The sequence below is a fragment of the Synechococcus sp. MU1611 genome (assembly GCF_020514255.1).
Lineage (GTDB): Bacteria > Cyanobacteriota > Cyanobacteriia > PCC-6307 > Cyanobiaceae > Parasynechococcus.
In genome coordinates this window covers 108,760-125,624 of sequence record NZ_VTLC01000004.1, presented here as the reverse complement: position 1 = coordinate 125,624, position 16,865 = coordinate 108,760, and the positions used below count along the sequence as shown (strand labels likewise).

General features: G+C 55.5%; 17 protein-coding genes. 8 read left to right on the top strand and 9 right to left on the bottom strand.

Features of this window, described 5'->3' with window-relative positions:
- Positions 1-2 precede the first annotated feature (2 nt).
- The 3 genes from psbE to FZZ92_RS09455 all read right to left on the bottom strand — a co-directional run bounded on the left by psbE (position 3) and on the right by FZZ92_RS09455 (position 1,732).
- Positions 3-251 (bottom strand): cytochrome b559 subunit alpha, encoded by a 249-nt coding sequence (gene psbE / locus FZZ92_RS09465; protein WP_166015668.1) that lies wholly within the window; start codon positions 249-251, stop codon positions 3-5.
- 71 nt (positions 252-322) lie between these two features.
- Entirely contained in the window at positions 323-1,324 is a 1,002-nt protein-coding gene (locus FZZ92_RS09460; protein WP_226423083.1) for a photosynthesis system II assembly factor Ycf48, read from the bottom strand.
- 9 nt (positions 1,325-1,333) lie between these two features.
- Positions 1,334-1,732: a rubredoxin gene (locus tag FZZ92_RS09455; RefSeq protein WP_115024895.1), complete on the bottom strand. Its 399-nt coding sequence runs from the start codon at positions 1,730-1,732 to the stop codon at positions 1,334-1,336.
- 83 nt (positions 1,733-1,815) lie between these two features.
- Here FZZ92_RS09455 and FZZ92_RS09450 point away from each other — a divergent pair, with 83 nt between their 5' ends.
- Genes FZZ92_RS09450 through FZZ92_RS09440 form a run of 3 tightly spaced genes read left to right on the top strand, consistent with a single transcriptional unit; the run spans position 1,816 to position 3,484 of the window.
- Complete coding sequence (locus tag FZZ92_RS09450) at positions 1,816-2,178, top strand: NAD(P)H-quinone oxidoreductase subunit 3 (RefSeq protein WP_011363234.1); 363 nt, start codon at positions 1,816-1,818, stop codon at positions 2,176-2,178.
- A gap of 2 nt (positions 2,179-2,180) precedes the next feature.
- Positions 2,181-2,921: an NADH dehydrogenase subunit K gene (locus FZZ92_RS09445; protein ID WP_115024896.1), complete on the top strand. Its 741-nt coding sequence runs from the start codon at positions 2,181-2,183 to the stop codon at positions 2,919-2,921.
- Positions 2,918-3,484 carry an NAD(P)H-quinone oxidoreductase subunit J gene (locus FZZ92_RS09440; protein ID WP_115024897.1) on the top strand — a complete coding sequence of 189 codons (567 nt, stop codon included), beginning with the start codon at positions 2,918-2,920 and terminating at the stop codon, positions 3,482-3,484. Before FZZ92_RS09445 ends, FZZ92_RS09440 begins: the two co-directional genes overlap by 4 nt.
- Before the next feature lie 7 nt (positions 3,485-3,491).
- Here FZZ92_RS09440 and yvcK read toward each other — a convergent pair whose 3' ends face one another.
- Positions 3,492-4,847 carry a gluconeogenesis factor YvcK family protein gene (yvcK, locus tag FZZ92_RS09435; RefSeq protein WP_115024898.1) on the bottom strand — a complete coding sequence of 452 codons (1,356 nt, stop codon included), beginning with the start codon at positions 4,845-4,847 and terminating at the stop codon, positions 3,492-3,494.
- 149 nt (positions 4,848-4,996) lie between these two features.
- Here yvcK and FZZ92_RS09430 point away from each other — a divergent pair, with 149 nt between their 5' ends.
- Positions 4,997-5,755 carry an ABC transporter ATP-binding protein gene (locus FZZ92_RS09430; RefSeq protein ID WP_226423148.1) on the top strand — a complete coding sequence of 253 codons (759 nt, stop codon included), beginning with the start codon at positions 4,997-4,999 and terminating at the stop codon, positions 5,753-5,755.
- A 5-nt stretch (positions 5,756-5,760) separates the two neighbouring features.
- Positions 5,761-6,621 carry an MlaD family protein gene (locus FZZ92_RS09425; protein ID WP_226423082.1) on the top strand — a complete coding sequence of 287 codons (861 nt, stop codon included), beginning with the start codon at positions 5,761-5,763 and terminating at the stop codon, positions 6,619-6,621.
- Positions 6,622-6,671: 50 nt separating this feature from the next.
- On the opposite strand, the gene bchD is transcribed toward FZZ92_RS09425, so the two are convergent.
- Together bchD and FZZ92_RS09415 are read right to left on the bottom strand one after the other, a co-directional pair.
- Positions 6,672-8,780 (bottom strand): magnesium chelatase ATPase subunit D, encoded by a 2,109-nt coding sequence (gene bchD, locus FZZ92_RS09420; protein ID WP_226423081.1) that lies wholly within the window; start codon positions 8,778-8,780, stop codon positions 6,672-6,674.
- An 8-nt stretch (positions 8,781-8,788) separates the two neighbouring features.
- A complete protein-coding gene (locus FZZ92_RS09415) occupies positions 8,789-10,195 on the bottom strand; it encodes a hypothetical protein (RefSeq protein WP_226423080.1) in 1,407 nt (468 codons plus the stop codon).
- Positions 10,196-10,282: 87 nt separating this feature from the next.
- Here FZZ92_RS09415 and folK point away from each other — a divergent pair, with 87 nt between their 5' ends.
- Genes folK through FZZ92_RS09400 form a run of 3 tightly spaced genes read left to right on the top strand, consistent with a single transcriptional unit; the run spans position 10,283 to position 12,792 of the window.
- Positions 10,283-10,780 (top strand): 2-amino-4-hydroxy-6-hydroxymethyldihydropteridine diphosphokinase, encoded by a 498-nt coding sequence (gene folK / locus FZZ92_RS09410; RefSeq protein WP_226423079.1) that lies wholly within the window; start codon positions 10,283-10,285, stop codon positions 10,778-10,780.
- Between the two features lie 18 nt (positions 10,781-10,798).
- Positions 10,799-11,359, top strand: coding sequence for an NUDIX hydrolase (locus FZZ92_RS09405; protein ID WP_226423078.1), 561 nt, complete (start codon positions 10,799-10,801; stop codon positions 11,357-11,359).
- Positions 11,359-12,792 (top strand): FAD-binding domain-containing protein, encoded by a 1,434-nt coding sequence (locus FZZ92_RS09400; protein ID WP_226423077.1) that lies wholly within the window; start codon positions 11,359-11,361, stop codon positions 12,790-12,792. Before FZZ92_RS09405 ends, FZZ92_RS09400 begins: the two co-directional genes overlap by 1 nt.
- Positions 12,793-12,816: 24 nt before the next feature.
- On the opposite strand, the gene FZZ92_RS09395 is transcribed toward FZZ92_RS09400, so the two are convergent.
- From FZZ92_RS09395 to FZZ92_RS09385, 3 genes are read right to left on the bottom strand one after another with little or no spacing between them, the layout of a single operon-like run.
- Positions 12,817-14,082 (bottom strand): type II secretion system F family protein, encoded by a 1,266-nt coding sequence (locus FZZ92_RS09395; protein WP_226423076.1) that lies wholly within the window; start codon positions 14,080-14,082, stop codon positions 12,817-12,819.
- 2 nt (positions 14,083-14,084) lie between these two features.
- Complete coding sequence (locus FZZ92_RS09390; RefSeq protein ID WP_226423075.1) at positions 14,085-15,152, bottom strand: type IV pilus twitching motility protein PilT; 1,068 nt, start codon at positions 15,150-15,152, stop codon at positions 14,085-14,087.
- A complete protein-coding gene (locus FZZ92_RS09385) occupies positions 15,145-16,827 on the bottom strand; it encodes a GspE/PulE family protein (RefSeq protein WP_226423074.1) in 1,683 nt (560 codons plus the stop codon). Before FZZ92_RS09385 ends, FZZ92_RS09390 begins: the two co-directional genes overlap by 8 nt.
- Positions 16,828-16,865: the final 38 nt, after the last annotated feature.

Below are 16,865 nucleotides of genomic sequence, written 5' to 3'. Positions count from 1 at the left end.
ACTTATTTCAGGCGGATGTCGAGATCAGACTTGCCCTCGTAGCGCTGGCTCACCACGGGAGCCTTGCTTTCGGATGCCTGGAAGTAGGCGTCGGGCCGAGGGGTGCCGAATGCGTCGTAGGCGAGGCCGGTGGATACGAACAGGAACCCAGCCAAAAAGATGGAAGGGAGTGTCACGGCGTGAATCACCCAGTAACGGATGCTCGTGATGATTTCGAAGAACGGACGTTCTCCTGTTGAGCCGGCGGCCATGGCGTTGGGCGTGTCAGGACGATGATCTTAGGAGGTAGCGCTGGTCAGCTGAGGCTGAGGCTGCACCTCAGTTACACAGCGTTGCCGACCCAGCGCAGTAAATTGCCGCGCTCTCCGAGCACAAAAGCATGCTCACCGTCGAAGACCATGCGCGTGAAGTTGCTTGGTTGACGGTCGCCAACGGGATCGTTCTCCCAGCTGTCGCCCCCGTCTTGGCTCACGAGAAGCGTGCCGTTGCCGCCACCGGCCCAGATGGCGCCGTCGTCATCCCAGGCCAGATCCATGTAGCCGTAGCCATTGGTGATGGGAATGATGGCTTTGCTCCAGCTGTCGAAATCCCCGGGCTCATCGTTGAGGCGTATTTGGGCGCCGCGAGCGACCATCCAGAGATTGCCGTCGGGTTTAAAGCCAATGCTTTGCAGGCGCTGACTGCTCACGCGCTGGTGGACTTGCCAGACAGAATCGCCCGGTTCCCAAGTGGCATAGAAGTTGCCCAGGCCACTCACACTCACATAGCTTCCGTCATTGCTGCGTCGCAGATCTCGCACGGCTCCCGCCGCATCGGTCACCTTCGCTTCCCAGCTCGACCCATCGTTGTGGGTCTCGTAGACAGCACCCACGTTGGTGGCTAGCTCCGCTGAGTGACGATCCAAAGCTGTAATCAGGTAAGGCTCGCCGGGCAGTTTTGTGTCGAGGAAAAGTCGTGTCCAGTTCTGGCCGCCGTCCTCGCTGTGCATCAGCAATCCCGGTTGTCCGGCAATCCAGCCTTCATCACCATTGAAATCGATACTGATCAGCCGGAAGTTCTCTTCGTCGGGAAGATCAAGGCTGCGTTCGTTCCAGTGAGCTCCGCCGTCGTTGGTTTCTCGAATCATGCGATTGCTGCCCACCAGATAGCCGTGGCGGCTGTCGGTGAAGGCCACATCCAATGGATTCGCTTGGGTGTCGAGGTCCAAGGCTTGCCATGGACTCGATGTCGCCATCGGAACATGAGTCGTGACGCACCCGCTGAGGCTGACCCCCAGGACAAGAACCAGCAAAAGCTGAGTCGCAGAGTTCAACAGACGTTTCATGAGTTGGCCTCAGCGCAGGGAATAAAGGGATAAGAAGAAGGCGAAGCCGAGGGCAAGGCCGCCAAAGATCAGAACATTCTTCTGTCCTGGGGTCATTCGGTTGACACCGAGGCCAAAATTCAGATTTTCGTCGAAGCCGCTGGCTTTGGCGCGCGGGCCGATGTCGCGGAAAGCGGCCACCCTGCTCCTGCAGACCGGACAACGAAACGACATCGGGTCGAGATCTTCGAACGCCGTTCCGGCTTCGATACCAACCTTTTTGACTCCTTCCTCAGGGTCGTAGACGTAGCCACAGCTGCGACATTCGAAACGGTGGGTCCGTGGATCGCTTTCCGGGGCGGTTTCAACCGCTGGCTCCACCGCTTCGGTCGCTTCGACCGGCTGGACGGACTGTTGTTCGTCGCTCACCGCTGTGTTGCTTGGCGGGTTGACTCTATCGGCGACAACTCCTGGCAGTGAATGCCAGACTGGTTCCGTCTACGGGGACCTCCATGTTTGCCCTGCCCGGCTACGACGCCTTCCTGGGGTTTCTGCTGATTGCAGCAGCAGTGCCTGTGTTGGCTCTCGTGACCAACAAGTTGGTGGCGCCGAAAAGCCGTGCCGGTGAGCGCCAGCTCACCTACGAATCCGGCATGGAACCCATTGGCGGCGCCTGGATTCAATTCAATATCCGCTACTACATGTTCGCGCTGGTCTTCGTCATCTTTGATGTGGAGACCGTGTTTCTTTACCCCTGGGCTGTTGCGTTCAACCGTCTCGGCTTGTTGGCCTTCATTGAAGCCTTGATTTTCATTGCCATTCTCCTGGTGGCTTTGGCCTACGCCTGGCGCAAAGGCGCCCTCGAGTGGAGCTAGTCATGTCTGAAAACACATCCCCCTCCATTTCTGCTGTTCGCGATCTGCGCGAAGCCAGCTGCGGTCCGATTGGTGCCCCGACGGTCACCAACGACCTCAGCGAGAACGTCATCCTCACCAGCTTGGATGACCTGCATAACTGGGCACGTCTGAGCAGTCTCTGGCCCCTCCTCTATGGAACGGCCTGCTGCTTTATCGAGTTCGCGGCTTTGCTCGGCTCCCGTTTCGACTTTGACCGTTTTGGTCTTGTTCCTCGCAGTTCCCCACGTCAGGCCGATCTTTTGATCGTGGCCGGCACCGTCACCATGAAGATGGCTCCGGCTCTCGTACGGCTCTATGAGCAGATGCCAGAGCCGAAGTATGTGATCGCCATGGGCGCATGCACCATCACAGGCGGCATGTTCAGCGCTGACTCCACCACAGCTGTGCGCGGCGTCGACAAGTTGATTCCGGTGGATCTTTATCTACCTGGCTGCCCGCCCCGCCCCGAAGCCATTTTTGACGCCGTCATCAAGCTGCGCAAGAAAGTCGGGGATGAGTCGCTGGCGGAGCGGCGCAAGCATCAGCAGACCCATCGCTACATGACGGTCTCCCATCAGATGAAGCGTGTGGAGCCTGTTGTGACCGGCGCCTACCTCCGGGCTGAATCCCAAAAAGCTGCCCTCGCTGCTGCTCCAGCCGGTCAGACCTTGGCCACAGATGCCGCCGTGCTCACCCCTGCTGCTGAACCCGTCGAGTCATGAGCGAAACCCCCTCCAAAAAACCTGCCGCTTCCGATGAAGCTGGTGCTGTCGTTGCGCCGGAGCCTGGTCCGGTCAGCCAATGGCTGAACAAGCAAGGCTTCGATCACAACAGCCTTGAGCCCGATCATCTTGGCGTCGAGCAGATCGGTGTGGAAGCTCCCGTTCTCCCGATGATTGCTGCGGCTCTCAAGAGCAATGGCTTCGATTATCTGCAGTGCCAGGGCGGGTATGACGAAGGCCCTGGCGAGCAGTTGGTTTGTTTTTACCACCTGTTAGCAATGGCGGAACAGGTTGAAGCCATGGCGGCTGATCCCTCCGCAAAGCTGCGGGAAGTGCGGATCAAAGTGTTCCTCAGCCGGGAGGGCACTCCGTCGCTTCCATCGATCTACGGCCTATTTCGTGGAGCTGATTGGCAGGAGCGTGAAACGTTCGACATGTACGGCATTCAATTCGAGGGCCATCCCCATCCCAAGCGTCTTTTGATGCCGGAGGACTGGAAAGGTTGGCCGTTGCGCAAGGACTACGTCCAGCCAGATTTTTACGAAATGCAGGACGCTTATTGATCGCGTCTCAGGATGCGTGTTGGGAGCGATGGCTCCGGTAAAACCTGATGACCGCTAGAGCCAGGCTGCGGGAATCGTGACGCAAGGTCGCTGTAGGTCGGATTCCCTGCAGAGGTGCTTGGGTGACGTCATAACCATCTGATCGAAGCCCTTCGGCATCACAACGCACCGGATCCGCACCCCGGCTTTGGTAGTGGCGCACCAGGTCTGAAGGTGGAAGGTCGTCTTGGGCAAGAACGGCATTAAACAGCCTGGGTTCAATGCCGAGGCTGGCCAGCTGCGCTTCGATCGCCCGGATGTGACCGCGCACATCCAGGCCGTCGGTCTCGCCGGGCTGTGTCATCAGGTTGCAGATGTAGAGCCGTGGTGCTCGGCTGCGTTTGATGGCACTCACTAGCTCCGGCACCAGCAGATTTGGGAGCAGAGACGTGTAGAGGCTGCCCGGCCCGAGCACGATCAGGTCGGCGTTGGCGATCGCTTCGAGCGCTCTTGGTAGGGCAGGCGGGCGTTCCGGAATGCAGCCCAGACGAACGATGGGGCTGGGGGCGTTTCCGATGTTGCTCTCTCCTTCGATCCGTTGACCGTTTTCGAGCTCTGCCCAGAGCCGCACATCCACATTGGTGGCAGGGACCACTTGTCCTTGAACTGCCAGAACACGACTGGAGGCGGTGATGGCTGTTTCCAGATTGCCCGTGATGGCCGTTAGGGCTGAAAGAAAAAGATTGCCAAAGCTGTGACCTTCCAGGCCGCTACCGGCCGAGAAGCGGTACTGGAAAAGGCGTGTGAGCAGAGGCTCTTCTGTTGAGAGTGCTGCCAGGCAGTTGCGGATGTCACCTGGGGGCAGCACCCCCAATTCCCGCCGGAGCACACCGCTGCTGCCGCCGTCATCCGCGACGGTGACGATGGCGGTGATGTGACTGCTGTAGCGCTTCAAACCACTCAGCAGGGTCGATAAGCCGGTGCCGCCGCCGATGGCCACGATGTTGGGGCCCCGGTTCAAGCGGCTCTTGGCCCGCAGGGCATCCACCAGCACGGTGTCTTTGTCGGGGGCGAGAGCCTGTTGAATCGAGCCGAAGCTGCGGCTTTGACCCCAGAGGAGCAGGCCACTGCCGATCAAGACCACCAGTGGCCCCGTAAATTCACGGGGCAACACGGTGGTGAGGGTGCCCAGCAGCCAGCTGAGGGTTTCCAAAATCCAGTAAATCGGCTTCAGATCGGCCCAGATGGCGGCACCCAGCAGAGCCATCAACAGCCCCAACCCAGATGTGAGCAGCCAGCGCTTGACCACCAGGCCGGGTTGCAGCCAGCGCACTGCCCTTTGGGATCGGGTCATCAGATCCCGACGCCGCATGTCGCGCATCATCCGGGCCTGGCGTCTACTTTTCGGGGTCTTTGGCGCCAAGGAAAGACTTGGTCCGCTAGTTCACCAAACTGTACGGAGCTTGTCGAAAGGCGGCAGGATGTCTGTGTTTTTCGGCCCAGATCGTGCCGCAGTCTGAACCCGTCGTGGAGATGCGGGACCTCACGATGCAGTGGGGACCTAAGCCTGTGCTGAATCGGGTCAATCTGACCCTGCGCCCGGGGGAGCGGTTGGCCGTGGTGGGCCCATCGGGTGCGGGAAAGTCAACGGTGCTGCGCCTGCTGGCTGGTCTGCAGTTGCCCACCAGCGGTGAACTGCGCGTGTTCGACCAACCACAGACGTATCTACGGCTGGATCAGAGCGATCCGCCCGACGTTCGGCTGGTGTTCCAAAACCCCGCCTTGCTGGCCTCCCTCACGGTGGAGGAGAACGTTGGTTTCCTGCTGCGCGAAAGGGCGCAGCTGTCGCAGAAGGAGATTCGTGATCGTGTGAATGCCTGCCTCGAAGCTGTTGGGCTCTATGACGTGGCCCATCTCTACGCCGGGGAATTGAGTGGTGGTATGCAGAAGCGGGTGAGCTTCGCCCGTGCGCTGATTGATGATCCCCAGAGGGGGGATCAGTCGATGCCCTTGCTGCTATACGACGAGCCCACGGCAGGCCTCGATCCTGTGGCCTGCACGCGGATTGAGGATTTGATTGTGAAAACCACCACCGTGGCGCAGGGGTGTTCGGTGGTGGTGAGTCATGTACGCAGCACGATCGAACGGTCTGCGGAACGGGTGGTGATGCTTTACGACGGCCAGTTTCAGTGGGAAGGCTCAGTGGATGCGTTCCGCACCACAGACAACCCCTATGTCGTGCAGTTCAGGACGGGTAGCCTGCGCGGACCGATGCAACCGGCGGAGCACTGATCACCATGCGACGCAGCGTTCGTGATGCCATCGTCGGATTCACTGTGATCGGCGGCATCATCGGCTTTGCTTCCACGGCCTTGTGGTTGCGAGGTGTTCGTTTGGGCTCCAGCCACTGGACCCTGACCGCACGTTTCAACGATGCGGCTGGGCTGGCGGAGCGCTCCCCTGTGACCTATCGGGGGATCCTGGTGGGTTCGGTGCGCTCGATTGCGGTGACGCCCGAAGCGGTGGTGGCTGAGCTCGAAATCGACAAAGGTGATCTGCTCCTGTCGCTGCCCGTCACGGCCACGGTGGCCTCCGGTTCCCTGCTGGGGGGAGATGCGCAGGTCTCACTTGTCAGTCGCGGCACACCGTTGCCCAAAGGTGCCCCTCTCCCGCGTGCTGCTGACTGCCGGGCTGAACAGCAACTCTGTGATGGCAGCACTGTGGAAGGGAGTGAGGCGGCCAGCCTTTCGACAGTGACGGAAACCCTGCAAGAGCTGCTGGCCCAGGCTCAGCAGGAACGGGTCATCCCAAATGTGGCTGCATCACTTGAGCAGATTGAGGCCACCACAAAGGAATTTGAGCTGTTGACCGTGCAGCTCCAGGAGGAGCTGGCCCAGGCTGTTCCGGTGATTCGCAATCTGGAGGCGGCGACGGCGCATCTGAACAACATTGCGTCCTCTCTCGATAATCCCCAGACGTTGAGTGAGCTCAAGCAGACGGCCGCCAATGCCGCACAGCTCACCGCCAAGATCGATGCGGTCGGCGGCGATGTGGCTCAACTCACAGGGGATCCTGAGTTCATGCAGGGCGTGCGCAATCTCACCATTGGCTTGGGTGAGTTGTTTGGTGAGATTTACCCGGCCCAGACCGCTCAATAGGCACGATATTGTGCCTCTGATTTCACGATTTATTCACGATATCGTTCTGTTTAGATGTTGGTGATCGCATCCATCGCCACAGCTGCGATCGCCTGATCGCTTGCCTTGGGCAGCTGCACGTATTTGCCTCCGGCGGCTTCGGCGAGATCTTTCCCCATGCCGCTGCCGATGAACTTGCGCTCGGTGTCGATCACCAGCAGCTTGATCCCGAGCATCCGGTAACGGGCTGCTACATCCAGCACCTCCTGCTTTAGGTCGGGTTTCTCCTCGCCCTCCAGCTCGGGTTGGCCCAGAGAGGTGCTGAGTGGCACGTTCCCGCGTCCGTCGGTGATCGCCACCACCACCACCTGGCCGAGATCGCCAGTGGCCAGTGCGTTCGCACCGACACGGGCGGCCTGGGTGAGGCCATGGGCCAGTGGTGAACCGCCGCCGCAGGGCATCGATTCCAGCCGGCGGCGGGCTGCCGTGATTGAGCGGGTGGGGGGCAGAAGCACTTCGGCCTGATCGCCTCGGAAGGGGATCAGGGCCACTTCATCGCGGTTTTCGTAGGCCTCGGTGAGCAGTCGGATCACGGCGCCCTTGGCGCTCTGCATCCGGTTCAGGGCCATCGAGCCGCTGGCATCGACCAGGAACACCACTAGGGCACCGGCTTTGCGCTGCAGAAGCTTTGCCCGGAGGTCGCCCTCTTCCACGATCACGGTGCGACCGGGTTCCCGTTCCCGCCGGATCTTCTGGTAAGGCGCGGCGGCCCGCAGGGTGGCGTCCACGGCGATCCGGCGGACCGGACCGCGCGGCAGCATCGGTTTCACATAGCGACCACGACTGTCGCTGAGCACCACCGAACGGCTTCCGCTGTTGCCGCTTTTTGTTTTGGCGGCGTTGAACAGCAGCAGGTCGGGGTCTACCTCGATCGCTTCCGGATCGAGCATGAACTCTTCGGGAACCGCCGGTGGAGCCTGATCCTCCTCGCCGTCTCCCTCGTCGTCGTCGCTGCTGTCGTCCTCGCTGTTGTCCTCCGGTGGGTCGGCCTCCTCGTCGTCCGATCCCTCCGGTGGTGGGGGTGGGTTGTCCTGTTGCTGATCCCCCTGGTCCTGCGGCGGTGGCGGTGGCTCCTGGTCTTGCGGCGGCGGCGGTTCCATCTGCTGGTCCGGTGGCGGCATCTGGGAGGCCCGCGGTGCGATCACAAGGGCGACGGCCACCTGGAGGTCTTCGGCGTCCACCCGATCCCGGCCGCTGAGGGCCGCATGGGCCTTGGCCACCCGTACTGCGTAGAGCTCGGAGCGGTGGCCTTCCACGCCGCCGCGGATGGCTTCAGTCACCAGATATTCGATTTGTTCGCGGCTGATCTGCACATCCGGCAGCCACTGGCGTGCCAGTAGCAGCTGGGTGGCCAGGGCATCCGTTTCTTCCCCCCACTTTTCGGCAAAGCTGCGGCTGCATTGGCCATGACTGATGACCGCATTGGTGATTTCCACCCGCTGCTCGGTGCTCACCAACTGGTTGGCCGACAACACAATGGCAAAGCGATCCAGCAGGTGATCGCGAATGTTGCCTTCCTCGGGGTTGTAGGTGGCGATCAGCAGGGGACGGCAGGGGTGGCTGAGGCTGAGGCCTTCCCGCTCAACACGGTTCTCGCCGCTGCCTACGGCCGCCAGCATCAGGTTGACGATGCCGTCGTCCAGCAGGTTGAGTTCATCGACGTAGAGCACGCCGCGATGGGCATCCGCCAGCAGGCCCGGCTGGAAAACGGCACTGCCGCTGGAGAGCGAGGCGGCCACATCCACGGCACCTACTAGACGGTCTTCGGTGATGCCGAGCGGGATCTGGACGAAGGGGGCGGCGATGACCGTGGAGGGGGCTTCGCCTGAGATCCGCTTTCGGGTGGCCGAATCCCATTCCTCTGGGTTCTGTGGGTCGAGGTTGCGGCCCACGCCACCCTCTGCATCCAGAACGTCGATGGGTGGCAGAAGGGCATGCAGCCCCCGGGCCAAGACAGATTTACCGGTGCCGCGTCCCCCGGCGATCACCACGCCGCCCAAGCCTGGGTCGACTGCCGCCAACAAAAGGGCAAGCTTGAGCGTTCCATGGCCGGTAATTGCGGCCAGAGGAAAAGCGCGGGTCGCTTGGTCGTTCTTGAGTGCTACACCGCTTGCCGCCATGGACGCGTTCAACCCGCTTCCAGGGCAGTCTTGCTTATCGTGCCTGGCTTTTGAGCTGTTGCGCTGGCATCCAAACGGCCCCGATCGCGCCATTGCGTCTCAAAGCATTCGATCACCAGAGTGTTGAAAAGCAGTTGGATCCGGTGCTGCTGCAGCTCGGGGTCAGATGAATCGGGGTTTGATGGCTCAAGTTGTGTAAGGATTTTTTCTACCTCATCGTTCACGGTAGGAGCGAGATTGAGTTTGAGGTGCTCTTCGATAAAGAAAAAAAGTGCTTCTTTTGGAGGCTTGTTGGCGCTGATTTGTTTTGCTTTCAGCGAAAGGGTTTGAGAAATCAGCTCACATGCTTTGTTGGCGATATTTTCGTCTTTTGAGTGGGCTAAATTTTCCCAAATCTGAATGGCTTCTTCGCTTCTTCTGAGTGCAGCGAGCGCTTCACCTTTTAGCTGCAGAGCTGCGAGATCGTCTTGGAAGTAATCTAATATTGAATTCACAAGGTAAAGAGAGGCTTTGGGTTTGTCTTCGAGGACTGAACGGGCTTTCCTGAAAATCAAAAATTTTATATGATTTCTGTTATCAATTTTGCTGGGATCGGCTATGAATTCAAGGTCGAGGTCATTGGTTCTGGCGATCAATTGTGTTTGTTTGGCGAGATAGAGCTTTGATTTTGATTGATGATACTTTGAATTTTCCTTGATATATTCGATGCTTTTATTGATTGAAGTAGTGAGTTTTGACCCTTTGGCTATTTTTTTCAGGCTCCTTAGCATATCCAATGCTGCTGATTTTTGTCCCATCATGCTGAGGGATAAGGCTTTGTCTTGAAGTAGCCACGGCGATTCTTGCCCGCTTTGCAAGATTTGATCAATAAGCTCATAGGAAAGCTTTGGCAGTTCGGCGGATCGAGCTAAGCGAGCTTCTTCGCGAACTATCGGTGTGATGTCTTGGTCGTTAAGCAGTTCTTCGGGCAGCGGCAGTTTTTTTTCGTACCTATGTGCTATTTCGTGCAAATCATTGACAAGTTTCTTGAATTTGTTTTCATTGGCTTCTTGTTGTAGTAGGAGTGATATTTCGAGTAATTTTTTCGCTTCGGTGGTTGCCTTTTGGTCTCGTTTATTCTGGCTGACGTCTTGTAGTATTTGTCGGGCTTGCCGGATTTTTCCTTTGCTTAAAAGTATTTCTGATTTCTTGAGTAGTAGTTGATTGGTGGCTCCGTCGCTTTGGATGGTTTTGTTTATGTCTTCTAGTGCCTTATTGGTGTTATTTGTTGGTTCAGAATTTTTGGTGACCTGAAGGCGAAAATTCTCGATTATTTTTTTAGCGGCTTGTGAATTCTTTTTGGTTATGATTTCTGGCTTTGTTGTTGCCTTGAATAAGGAGGTTCGGAATCTTGTAAAGAATGGAACCAAAAACATTTCCTTGAGTCGTTGAATAAGCCCTTTGGCTGATCATTGCATGCTTCGGCTCTTAGGGTCGAGTTGTGCTTTGCCGCCACGATCGCAATGGCATCGTTCCCCTTGGAAAGAGCGCTTGCTATTGGGCTCGGGGCGAACCTGAGCAGCTCTCACGGACCTCCTGAATCCACCCTGCGTTGGATTGCACCCCGCTTGGCGGCTTTTCTTGTGGAGTGGGGCAATGCGGAAGCTCAAGATGTTCGCTGTTCTGCGTTTCTGAAGACCCAGCCGCTTGGCGGTCCTCCAGGTCAAGACGAGTACTGCAATGCAGTTCTCCTGATCTCCCGCATCGAGCGTCCGCCGTCTGAAGTTGCGGCACTTGAGCTGTTGGAGGAAATGCAGTGTTTGGAACAGAGCTGTGGCCGTGACCGTGCGCAGGAGCAGCGCTGGGGACCCCGCACTCTTGATCTCGACCTGTTGTTTTGGGGTGAGTTGAGGCTTGACTTACCACGTTTGGTGTTGCCCCACCCGCGGATGCACCTGCGCAACTTTGTTTTAGAGCCCCTGCTCCAGGCGATGCAGGGCGTTCACCCGCCATGCTGGTGAGCCTTCTCGCCTGCTCCCATGGCGCCGCTGCCGGCCCCGGAACCCTTTGAGTTGCTCGACACCGTTGAAGCGGTCGATGCTCGAAAGATTCGTTTTGAACGCAATCGGATCAAGCTGCCGATGGGGGTGGAGGCCACCTTCGGGATGATCCGACATCCTGGTGCGTCCCTTGCGGTGCCGTTCACCGATGACGGTCAGGTGGTGCTGTTGCGGCAGTACCGCTTCGCGGTGCAGGCACGTTTGCTCGAGTTCCCTGCCGGCACCTTGGAGGAGGGGGAAGATCCCTTGGAGTCGATGCAGCGGGAGCTGGGTGAAGAAGCCGGCTACAGCGCGACCCGCTGGGATGAGTTGGGGCCGATGCTCCCGTGCCCGGGATACTCCGATGAGGTTATCCACTGCTTTTTGGCCCGGGAGCTCACCCCCTTGGAAAACCCACCAGCCGGCGACGACGACGAAGACCTGGAGGTGGTGCTGATGAGTCCAGCGCAACTGGATGCGGCGCTGGCTTCGGGTGATGAATGGCTTGATGGAAAGAGCGTCACCGCCTGGTTCCGAGCCAAGCAGCTTCTCGGCCTCTGATGACGACCCCTCGCGTTTTGTTCTGGCACCGCCGCGATCTGCGCCTGGCGGACAATCTGGGTTTGGCCGTCGCTGGGGAGATCAGCCCGGCGGTGACCGGCGTGTATGTGCTCGACCCCAAGGTCATCGATCCTCCGGAGCATCTGCCGGCGATGGCGCCGGCTCGTCTGTGGTTTCTGATCGAGAGCCTGGTGGAATTACAGCAGCGCTGGCGGGAGGCCGGTAGCCGTCTGGTCATTCTCGAGGGGGATCCTCCGGTTGTGCTGCCACAGCTGGCAGAGCAAATCGGCGCCGAGGCCGTGGTGTGGAACCGCGATGTGGAGCCCTACGCCCGTGAGCGTGACCGCCAGGTGGCGAAGCGGCTCCAGGCCGATGGTCGGAAGGTGGTGGTGGACTGGGATCAGCTGCTGATCGCTCCTGAGCTGGTCAAGACCGGTGGTGGTGATCCTTACCGGGTCTACGGCCCCTTTTTGCGTAACTGGCGCGGCCAAGTGCTGGCCAAGCAGCCCAGCACCGTTGCCGCCCCCACCGGGCTGGTGGATCTGGATCCCGTCCACGTGCCGGCGGGAAATTTCCTTGCGGCATTGCGGGAGAGCCATGGTTTCAAGGGCACCGAGATCTGCCCCTGCCTTCCCGGAGAGGCGGCGGCCTTGGAGCAACTCACGAGGTTCTGTGATGGACCGCTACTCGGCTACGAGCCTGATCGCAATTTTCCCGGTACCGCCGGCACCTCGACCCTCAGTGCTGCCCTCAGTGTGGGCACCCTCAGCCCTCGGCAGGCTTGGAGTGCCGCCCAAGACTCCCGCGCGCTGGCCCGCTCCGAGGAGCAGCTCCATGCCATCGCCGTGTGGGAACAAGAGTTGTGCTGGCGTGAGTTTTACCAGCAGGCGCTGTTCCATTTCCCCGAACTGGCCGATGGCCCCTATCGCGAGCAGTGGCGCCGTTTCCCTTGGGAGAACAACGAAGACTGGTTCGACTTCTGGAAGGAGGGCCAGACCGGAATGCCGATTATTGATGCTGCCATGCGTCAGCTGAATCAGACCGGCTGGATGCACAACCGCTGCCGCATGATCGTGGCCTCTTATCTGGTTAAAGATCTGATCTGCGACTGGCGTTGGGGTGAGCGGGCCTTCATGGAGCTGGAAGTGGATGGCGACCTAGCCGCCAACAATGGTGGTTGGCAGTGGAGTGCCAGCAGCGGCATGGATCCCAAGCCGTTGCGCATCTTTAACCCCGCCACCCAGGCTTCCAAGTTCGATGCAGCCGGTGATTACATCCGCCAGTGGGTGCCGGAGCTGCACCATGTGAACACCAAGGATTTGCTCAGCGGAGAGATCGGTGCACTCGAGCGGAGGGATTACCCCGAACCACTGGTGGATCACAAGAGGCAGCAGGCCAAGTTCAAGGCGCTTTACGCGACGATTCGGTCTTGAGGATCCCTCTGATACAGGGGTCTTCTATTGGATCGTCTCAAACATGAAGAACATGGGTAGATACATCGCGATGAGCATGACGGCAACAACTCCTGCAACAAAGACGATCATCAGCGGTTCCATAATTGATGTAAGAGCTTTGACGCTTTCAGAAACCTCATCTTCGTAAAAATCAGCCAATTTGTTCACCATTTCGCTCAGCTCTCCAGTCTCTTCGCCAATGCGGAACATTGAGGTGAACATTACTGGGATGATTTTGTCTCTTTCTAAAGCCTTATGGATTGGCTGTCCAGATTCAATTTCGTAATACATTTTGGTGATCACATTCTTGAAAACTCGATTTGATAATGTTCTTTTTGATATTTGGAGTGCCTCCAAGATGGGGACACCAGCATCGTTGAGGGATGACAGTGTTCTGGAAAAATTGGCCAGAGATGACTTGGTTACGAGACCACTAACAACTGGAATCTTGAGAAACAGGCGGTCTTTCCATAGAAGAACCGGTTCTTGTCTGGATAAAATACGAATGACGAAAAAACTGATAATGCTGATCGGCAGCAGCTTCGCCAGAAACATTGGATCAGTGATGATAGTGGAGGCATCCACAAGAAATTGAGTCAAACCAGGAAGATCAGCTCCCGACTTTGAATACATCTCAACAAAAACTGGCATGACATAGACCAGCATGATGATGACAACAACAAACGTGATCACAGAGATGCCAATGGGGTAAGCCATTGCACTTCTGATCTGACCTTTGATCTTGGCTAGAGATTCCAGCAGTTTTGATTCACGATCCAAGACCTCTGGTAGCTTTCCTGCAGCTTCTCCTGCTGAGACCAGCGCTAGGTACATCTCATCAAAAATATTCGGATAAAGTGAAAGGTTTTCCAGAAGTGTTGTTCCTTTGCTGATGCCTATTGAGATTTCTTTGTAGATACTTTTGAGGGATTTGTTGTCAGAGCTGCTGGAGATGATGTTGAGAGCTTCAAGTAGTGGTAGGCCAGTACGGATCATCGAGGCCAGCTGCTTGGTTGATATGGCCAGATCTTTTGTCGACGGCTTCGGATATCGCTTGCGCGAGGGAGTAGTTCCAGTGTTGATGGAGCGAGTCTTCTCCTGTGGAGCAGGCTGTTTGTTGACTCGGTTTGGATTGGATGTTGATTGACTAGAAGAAAGATTATTCTTTGTAGTATTAGTATATGCAGAATTAGCCTCAGGTCGATTTTTTCTGACTGTTTTTAGTCTCTCTCTAAGATTTTTGTCTTTCAGGTAGTCATAGCTGGCCATTTTTATTGAACACTATCGAGAAGACTTGTCAGCACATTAGGGCGATTGCATTTATAAAAAGCTTCTTCTTTGGTGATTAAACCTTCGTCCACCAACTGGAAAAGAGCTTGCTCAAGAGTCTGCATCCCAAATTTACCACCAACTTGGATTTGGGAGTAGATCTGTGAGGATTTTGATTCACGTATCAGATTACTAACAGCATTGTTATTGACTAATATTTCAGCAGCAAGCTTTCGCTGTTTATCGGTGGTCTTGCAGAGTGTTTGTGAGATGACTCCTATCAGCGATACAGAAAGCTGCACTCTTATTTGCTGTTGTTGGGCCGTTGGAAATACATCAATAATTCGATCAATAGTCTGCGATGCAGAAGATGTATGGAGGGTACCCAAGACGAGGTGGCCTGTTTCTGCAGCGGTAATTGCAAGGCTAATTGTTTCCAAATCACGCATTTCACCAACCAAAATGATATCTGGATCTTCTCGAAGTGCAGAGCGAAGTGCATTGGAAAATGACGAGGTATCTTCTCCAACTTCTCGTTGCCTTACAAGACAGTTTTTGTTATTAAAAACAAATTCGATTGGATCCTCAACGGTAAGGATATGGTGTGAATGATTGGCATTGATCCAGTCAATTGAACTTGCCAGCGTTGTTGTTTTTCCTGATCCAGTTGGTCCAGTGACCAACATGAGCCCACGAGGACGGTTCAAAAGTTGCTGGAGGCTTTCTGGCAGTCCGAGAACAGAAAAATTGGGAATTTTGCTGCTGAGTGCTCTCATCACACAGGCAATTTTCCCGCGATCGAAAAAGACATTGAGTCGAAAACGAGCTACATTTTCTAACCCATAACTGCAGTCGAGCTCTTTTTTTTCCTTAAATGCTTTCATTTTCGTCTCGCCGAGCATTGTAGTCAACTCTTTCCAGAGTTGTGCTTGCGATAGTTTTTCATCAGATGCTGGCAACATCTGACCTTGGATCCTGAAATAGGGTTGAATATCACCCGTTAGATGGAGATCAGAACCTCCACGGGTAACAAGATCATTCATCAATGCATGCAGTTTCAGATCAGGCATTTTCAGGCTCCTCGATAACACATACTCTTTCAACTTCTGCCAAAGTTGTGAGCTGCTGTTTGACTAAATTCATTCCATAATCTAGCAGGCTTTGCATCCCCTGCCTTTTGCTGCATTCTCGAATTGTGTCTGCTGTTGAGTGTTTCAGGATTAAGCCTCGCATCTCATCGTTAATTGACATCACTTCATAAAGGCCCAATCGTCCTTTGTAGCCGGTGCCATTGCAATTTGTACAGCAGGCTTGGCCATTCTGGGTTTGTTCTGTGTTGATATTCATGGCTTGGGCGACACGAACTGATTGAATTCCGTAGGAGAGAGCGAGATCGTCTTTACCTGGCTCTGTTGTGCGTGTTGTGCTGCAACTTGGACAGACTTTACGAACCAAACGCTGCGCCATCACTCCAACAACAGATGCACCGACCAAATAAGGTGGCACTCCCATTTCATCCAATCGAGTTAAAGCTGTAGCAGTGTCGTTGGCATGCAGGGTTGTAAAAACCATGTGCCCTGTTAAAGCAGCCTCCATGGCCGTTTGAGCTGTTTCTCGGTCTCTTGTTTCACCCACAAGAATAATGTCCGGATCTTGGCGCATCAAGGCTCGAAGCGCTCGAGCAAAATCCAGGCCTTTTTCCCGAATAACCTGAACCTGATGGATTCCCTGGAGTGTGTATTCAACAGGATCTTCAACCGTGCTGATGTTCACATCGGGGGAATTACGCTCGCTAAGGATTGAATAGAGCGTCGTCGACTTGCCACTACCAGTGGGGCCCACCACAATCATGATTCCATAGGGTGATTGGCCTATATCTCTTATCAGCTTGAGTTCTTTTTCTGAAGTGATTAGTTTTTGCAGATTGAGAATAGAAGGATCAGATTGCAAGGAGCGAAGTACAACTTTTTCTCCCCATTTCCCAGGAAGTGTGCTGACCCGGAAGTCCTCTATCGAACCATTAAGATTGACACGTATACGACCATCTTGTGGAAGACGGCGCTCTGCAATATCAAGCTTGCTAACGATTTTCAATCGGCTGATAATGGCGTTCGTTCTGCTTTTGGGCAGAGAATACACTTCTTTCAGGATTCCATCAATTCTGTAGCGAACTCTCAGGCCAGCTTCCTGGGGCTCGATGTGTATGTCGGATGCCTTTAGTTTTTTGCAATTGGCAAGAATCGTAGTTACCGCGGAAATAATTGGATCGGACGAAGATTCTTCTTCTTCCGGTGTAATCGTTTCTATCGATTCTTCTTCCTCTTCAATATCTTCAAAAAATGCTTCAGTGCCAATCAGGCCCAGCTCATCCGTGAGTTCGTTGCTAAGATCATTGACCTCTGATATTTCTTGATCAATCTCATTCTGTTTTTCTAAATTTTTATTTTCGATCTTAATTGGTCTGTTTTCTTCTAATTCTGCAGCCTCGGCATCAATGTGTTGTTGAATTGTTTGATGCTCTGTGGTGAAGACTGCTTTGCCAGAGTCGTCTTGCCATCGCTCCCAGTCATCCGCTGAAATTGCTGTAATTTGTATGTCTTTAAAACCCAATTCTCTAAGTTCTTTCGTCAGCATTTTAACTTCGTAGTAAGAGGGGTTCATCGCGCCTAGGCGGATACTTGAATCACCTTTGGAAATCAAAATAACACCACATTCTTCGCAGCGTTTTTCAGAAAGAACGCTCATCAATTCTAGAATTTGAGCGGTCACTGATTGCTTTCATC

Bases quoted from the DNA above. Each gene is read 5' to 3' on its own strand.
- FZZ92_RS09400 (WP_226423077.1), top strand. From the start codon at position 11,359: ATGACGACCCCTCGCGTTTTGTTCTGGCACCGCCGCGATCTGCGCCTG.
- FZZ92_RS09390 (WP_226423075.1), bottom strand. From the start codon at position 15,152: ATGCCTGATCTGAAACTGCATGCATTGATGAATGATCTTGTTACCCGT.
- FZZ92_RS09405 (WP_226423078.1), top strand. From the start codon at position 10,799: ATGGCGCCGCTGCCGGCCCCGGAACCCTTTGAGTTGCTCGACACCGTT.
- FZZ92_RS09460 (WP_226423083.1), bottom strand. From the start codon at position 1,324: ATGAAACGTCTGTTGAACTCTGCGACTCAGCTTTTGCTGGTTCTTGTC.
- psbE (WP_166015668.1), bottom strand. From the start codon at position 251: ATGGCCGCCGGCTCAACAGGAGAACGTCCGTTCTTCGAAATCATCACG.
- FZZ92_RS09440 (WP_115024897.1), top strand. From the start codon at position 2,918: ATGAGCGAAACCCCCTCCAAAAAACCTGCCGCTTCCGATGAAGCTGGT.
- folK (WP_226423079.1), top strand. From the start codon at position 10,283: ATGGCATCGTTCCCCTTGGAAAGAGCGCTTGCTATTGGGCTCGGGGCG.
- FZZ92_RS09445 (WP_115024896.1), top strand. From the start codon at position 2,181: ATGTCTGAAAACACATCCCCCTCCATTTCTGCTGTTCGCGATCTGCGC.
- FZZ92_RS09415 (WP_226423080.1), bottom strand. From the start codon at position 10,195: ATGTTTTTGGTTCCATTCTTTACAAGATTCCGAACCTCCTTATTCAAG.
- FZZ92_RS09450 (WP_011363234.1), top strand. From the start codon at position 1,816: ATGTTTGCCCTGCCCGGCTACGACGCCTTCCTGGGGTTTCTGCTGATT.
- yvcK (WP_115024898.1), bottom strand. From the start codon at position 4,847: ATGATGCGCGACATGCGGCGTCGGGATCTGATGACCCGATCCCAAAGG.
- bchD (WP_226423081.1), bottom strand. From the start codon at position 8,780: ATGGCGGCAAGCGGTGTAGCACTCAAGAACGACCAAGCGACCCGCGCT.
- FZZ92_RS09395 (WP_226423076.1), bottom strand. From the start codon at position 14,082: ATGGCCAGCTATGACTACCTGAAAGACAAAAATCTTAGAGAGAGACTA.
- FZZ92_RS09425 (WP_226423082.1), top strand. From the start codon at position 5,761: ATGCGACGCAGCGTTCGTGATGCCATCGTCGGATTCACTGTGATCGGC.
- FZZ92_RS09430 (WP_226423148.1), top strand. From the start codon at position 4,997: ATGCGGGACCTCACGATGCAGTGGGGACCTAAGCCTGTGCTGAATCGG.
- FZZ92_RS09385 (WP_226423074.1), bottom strand. From the start codon at position 16,827: ATGAGCGTTCTTTCTGAAAAACGCTGCGAAGAATGTGGTGTTATTTTG.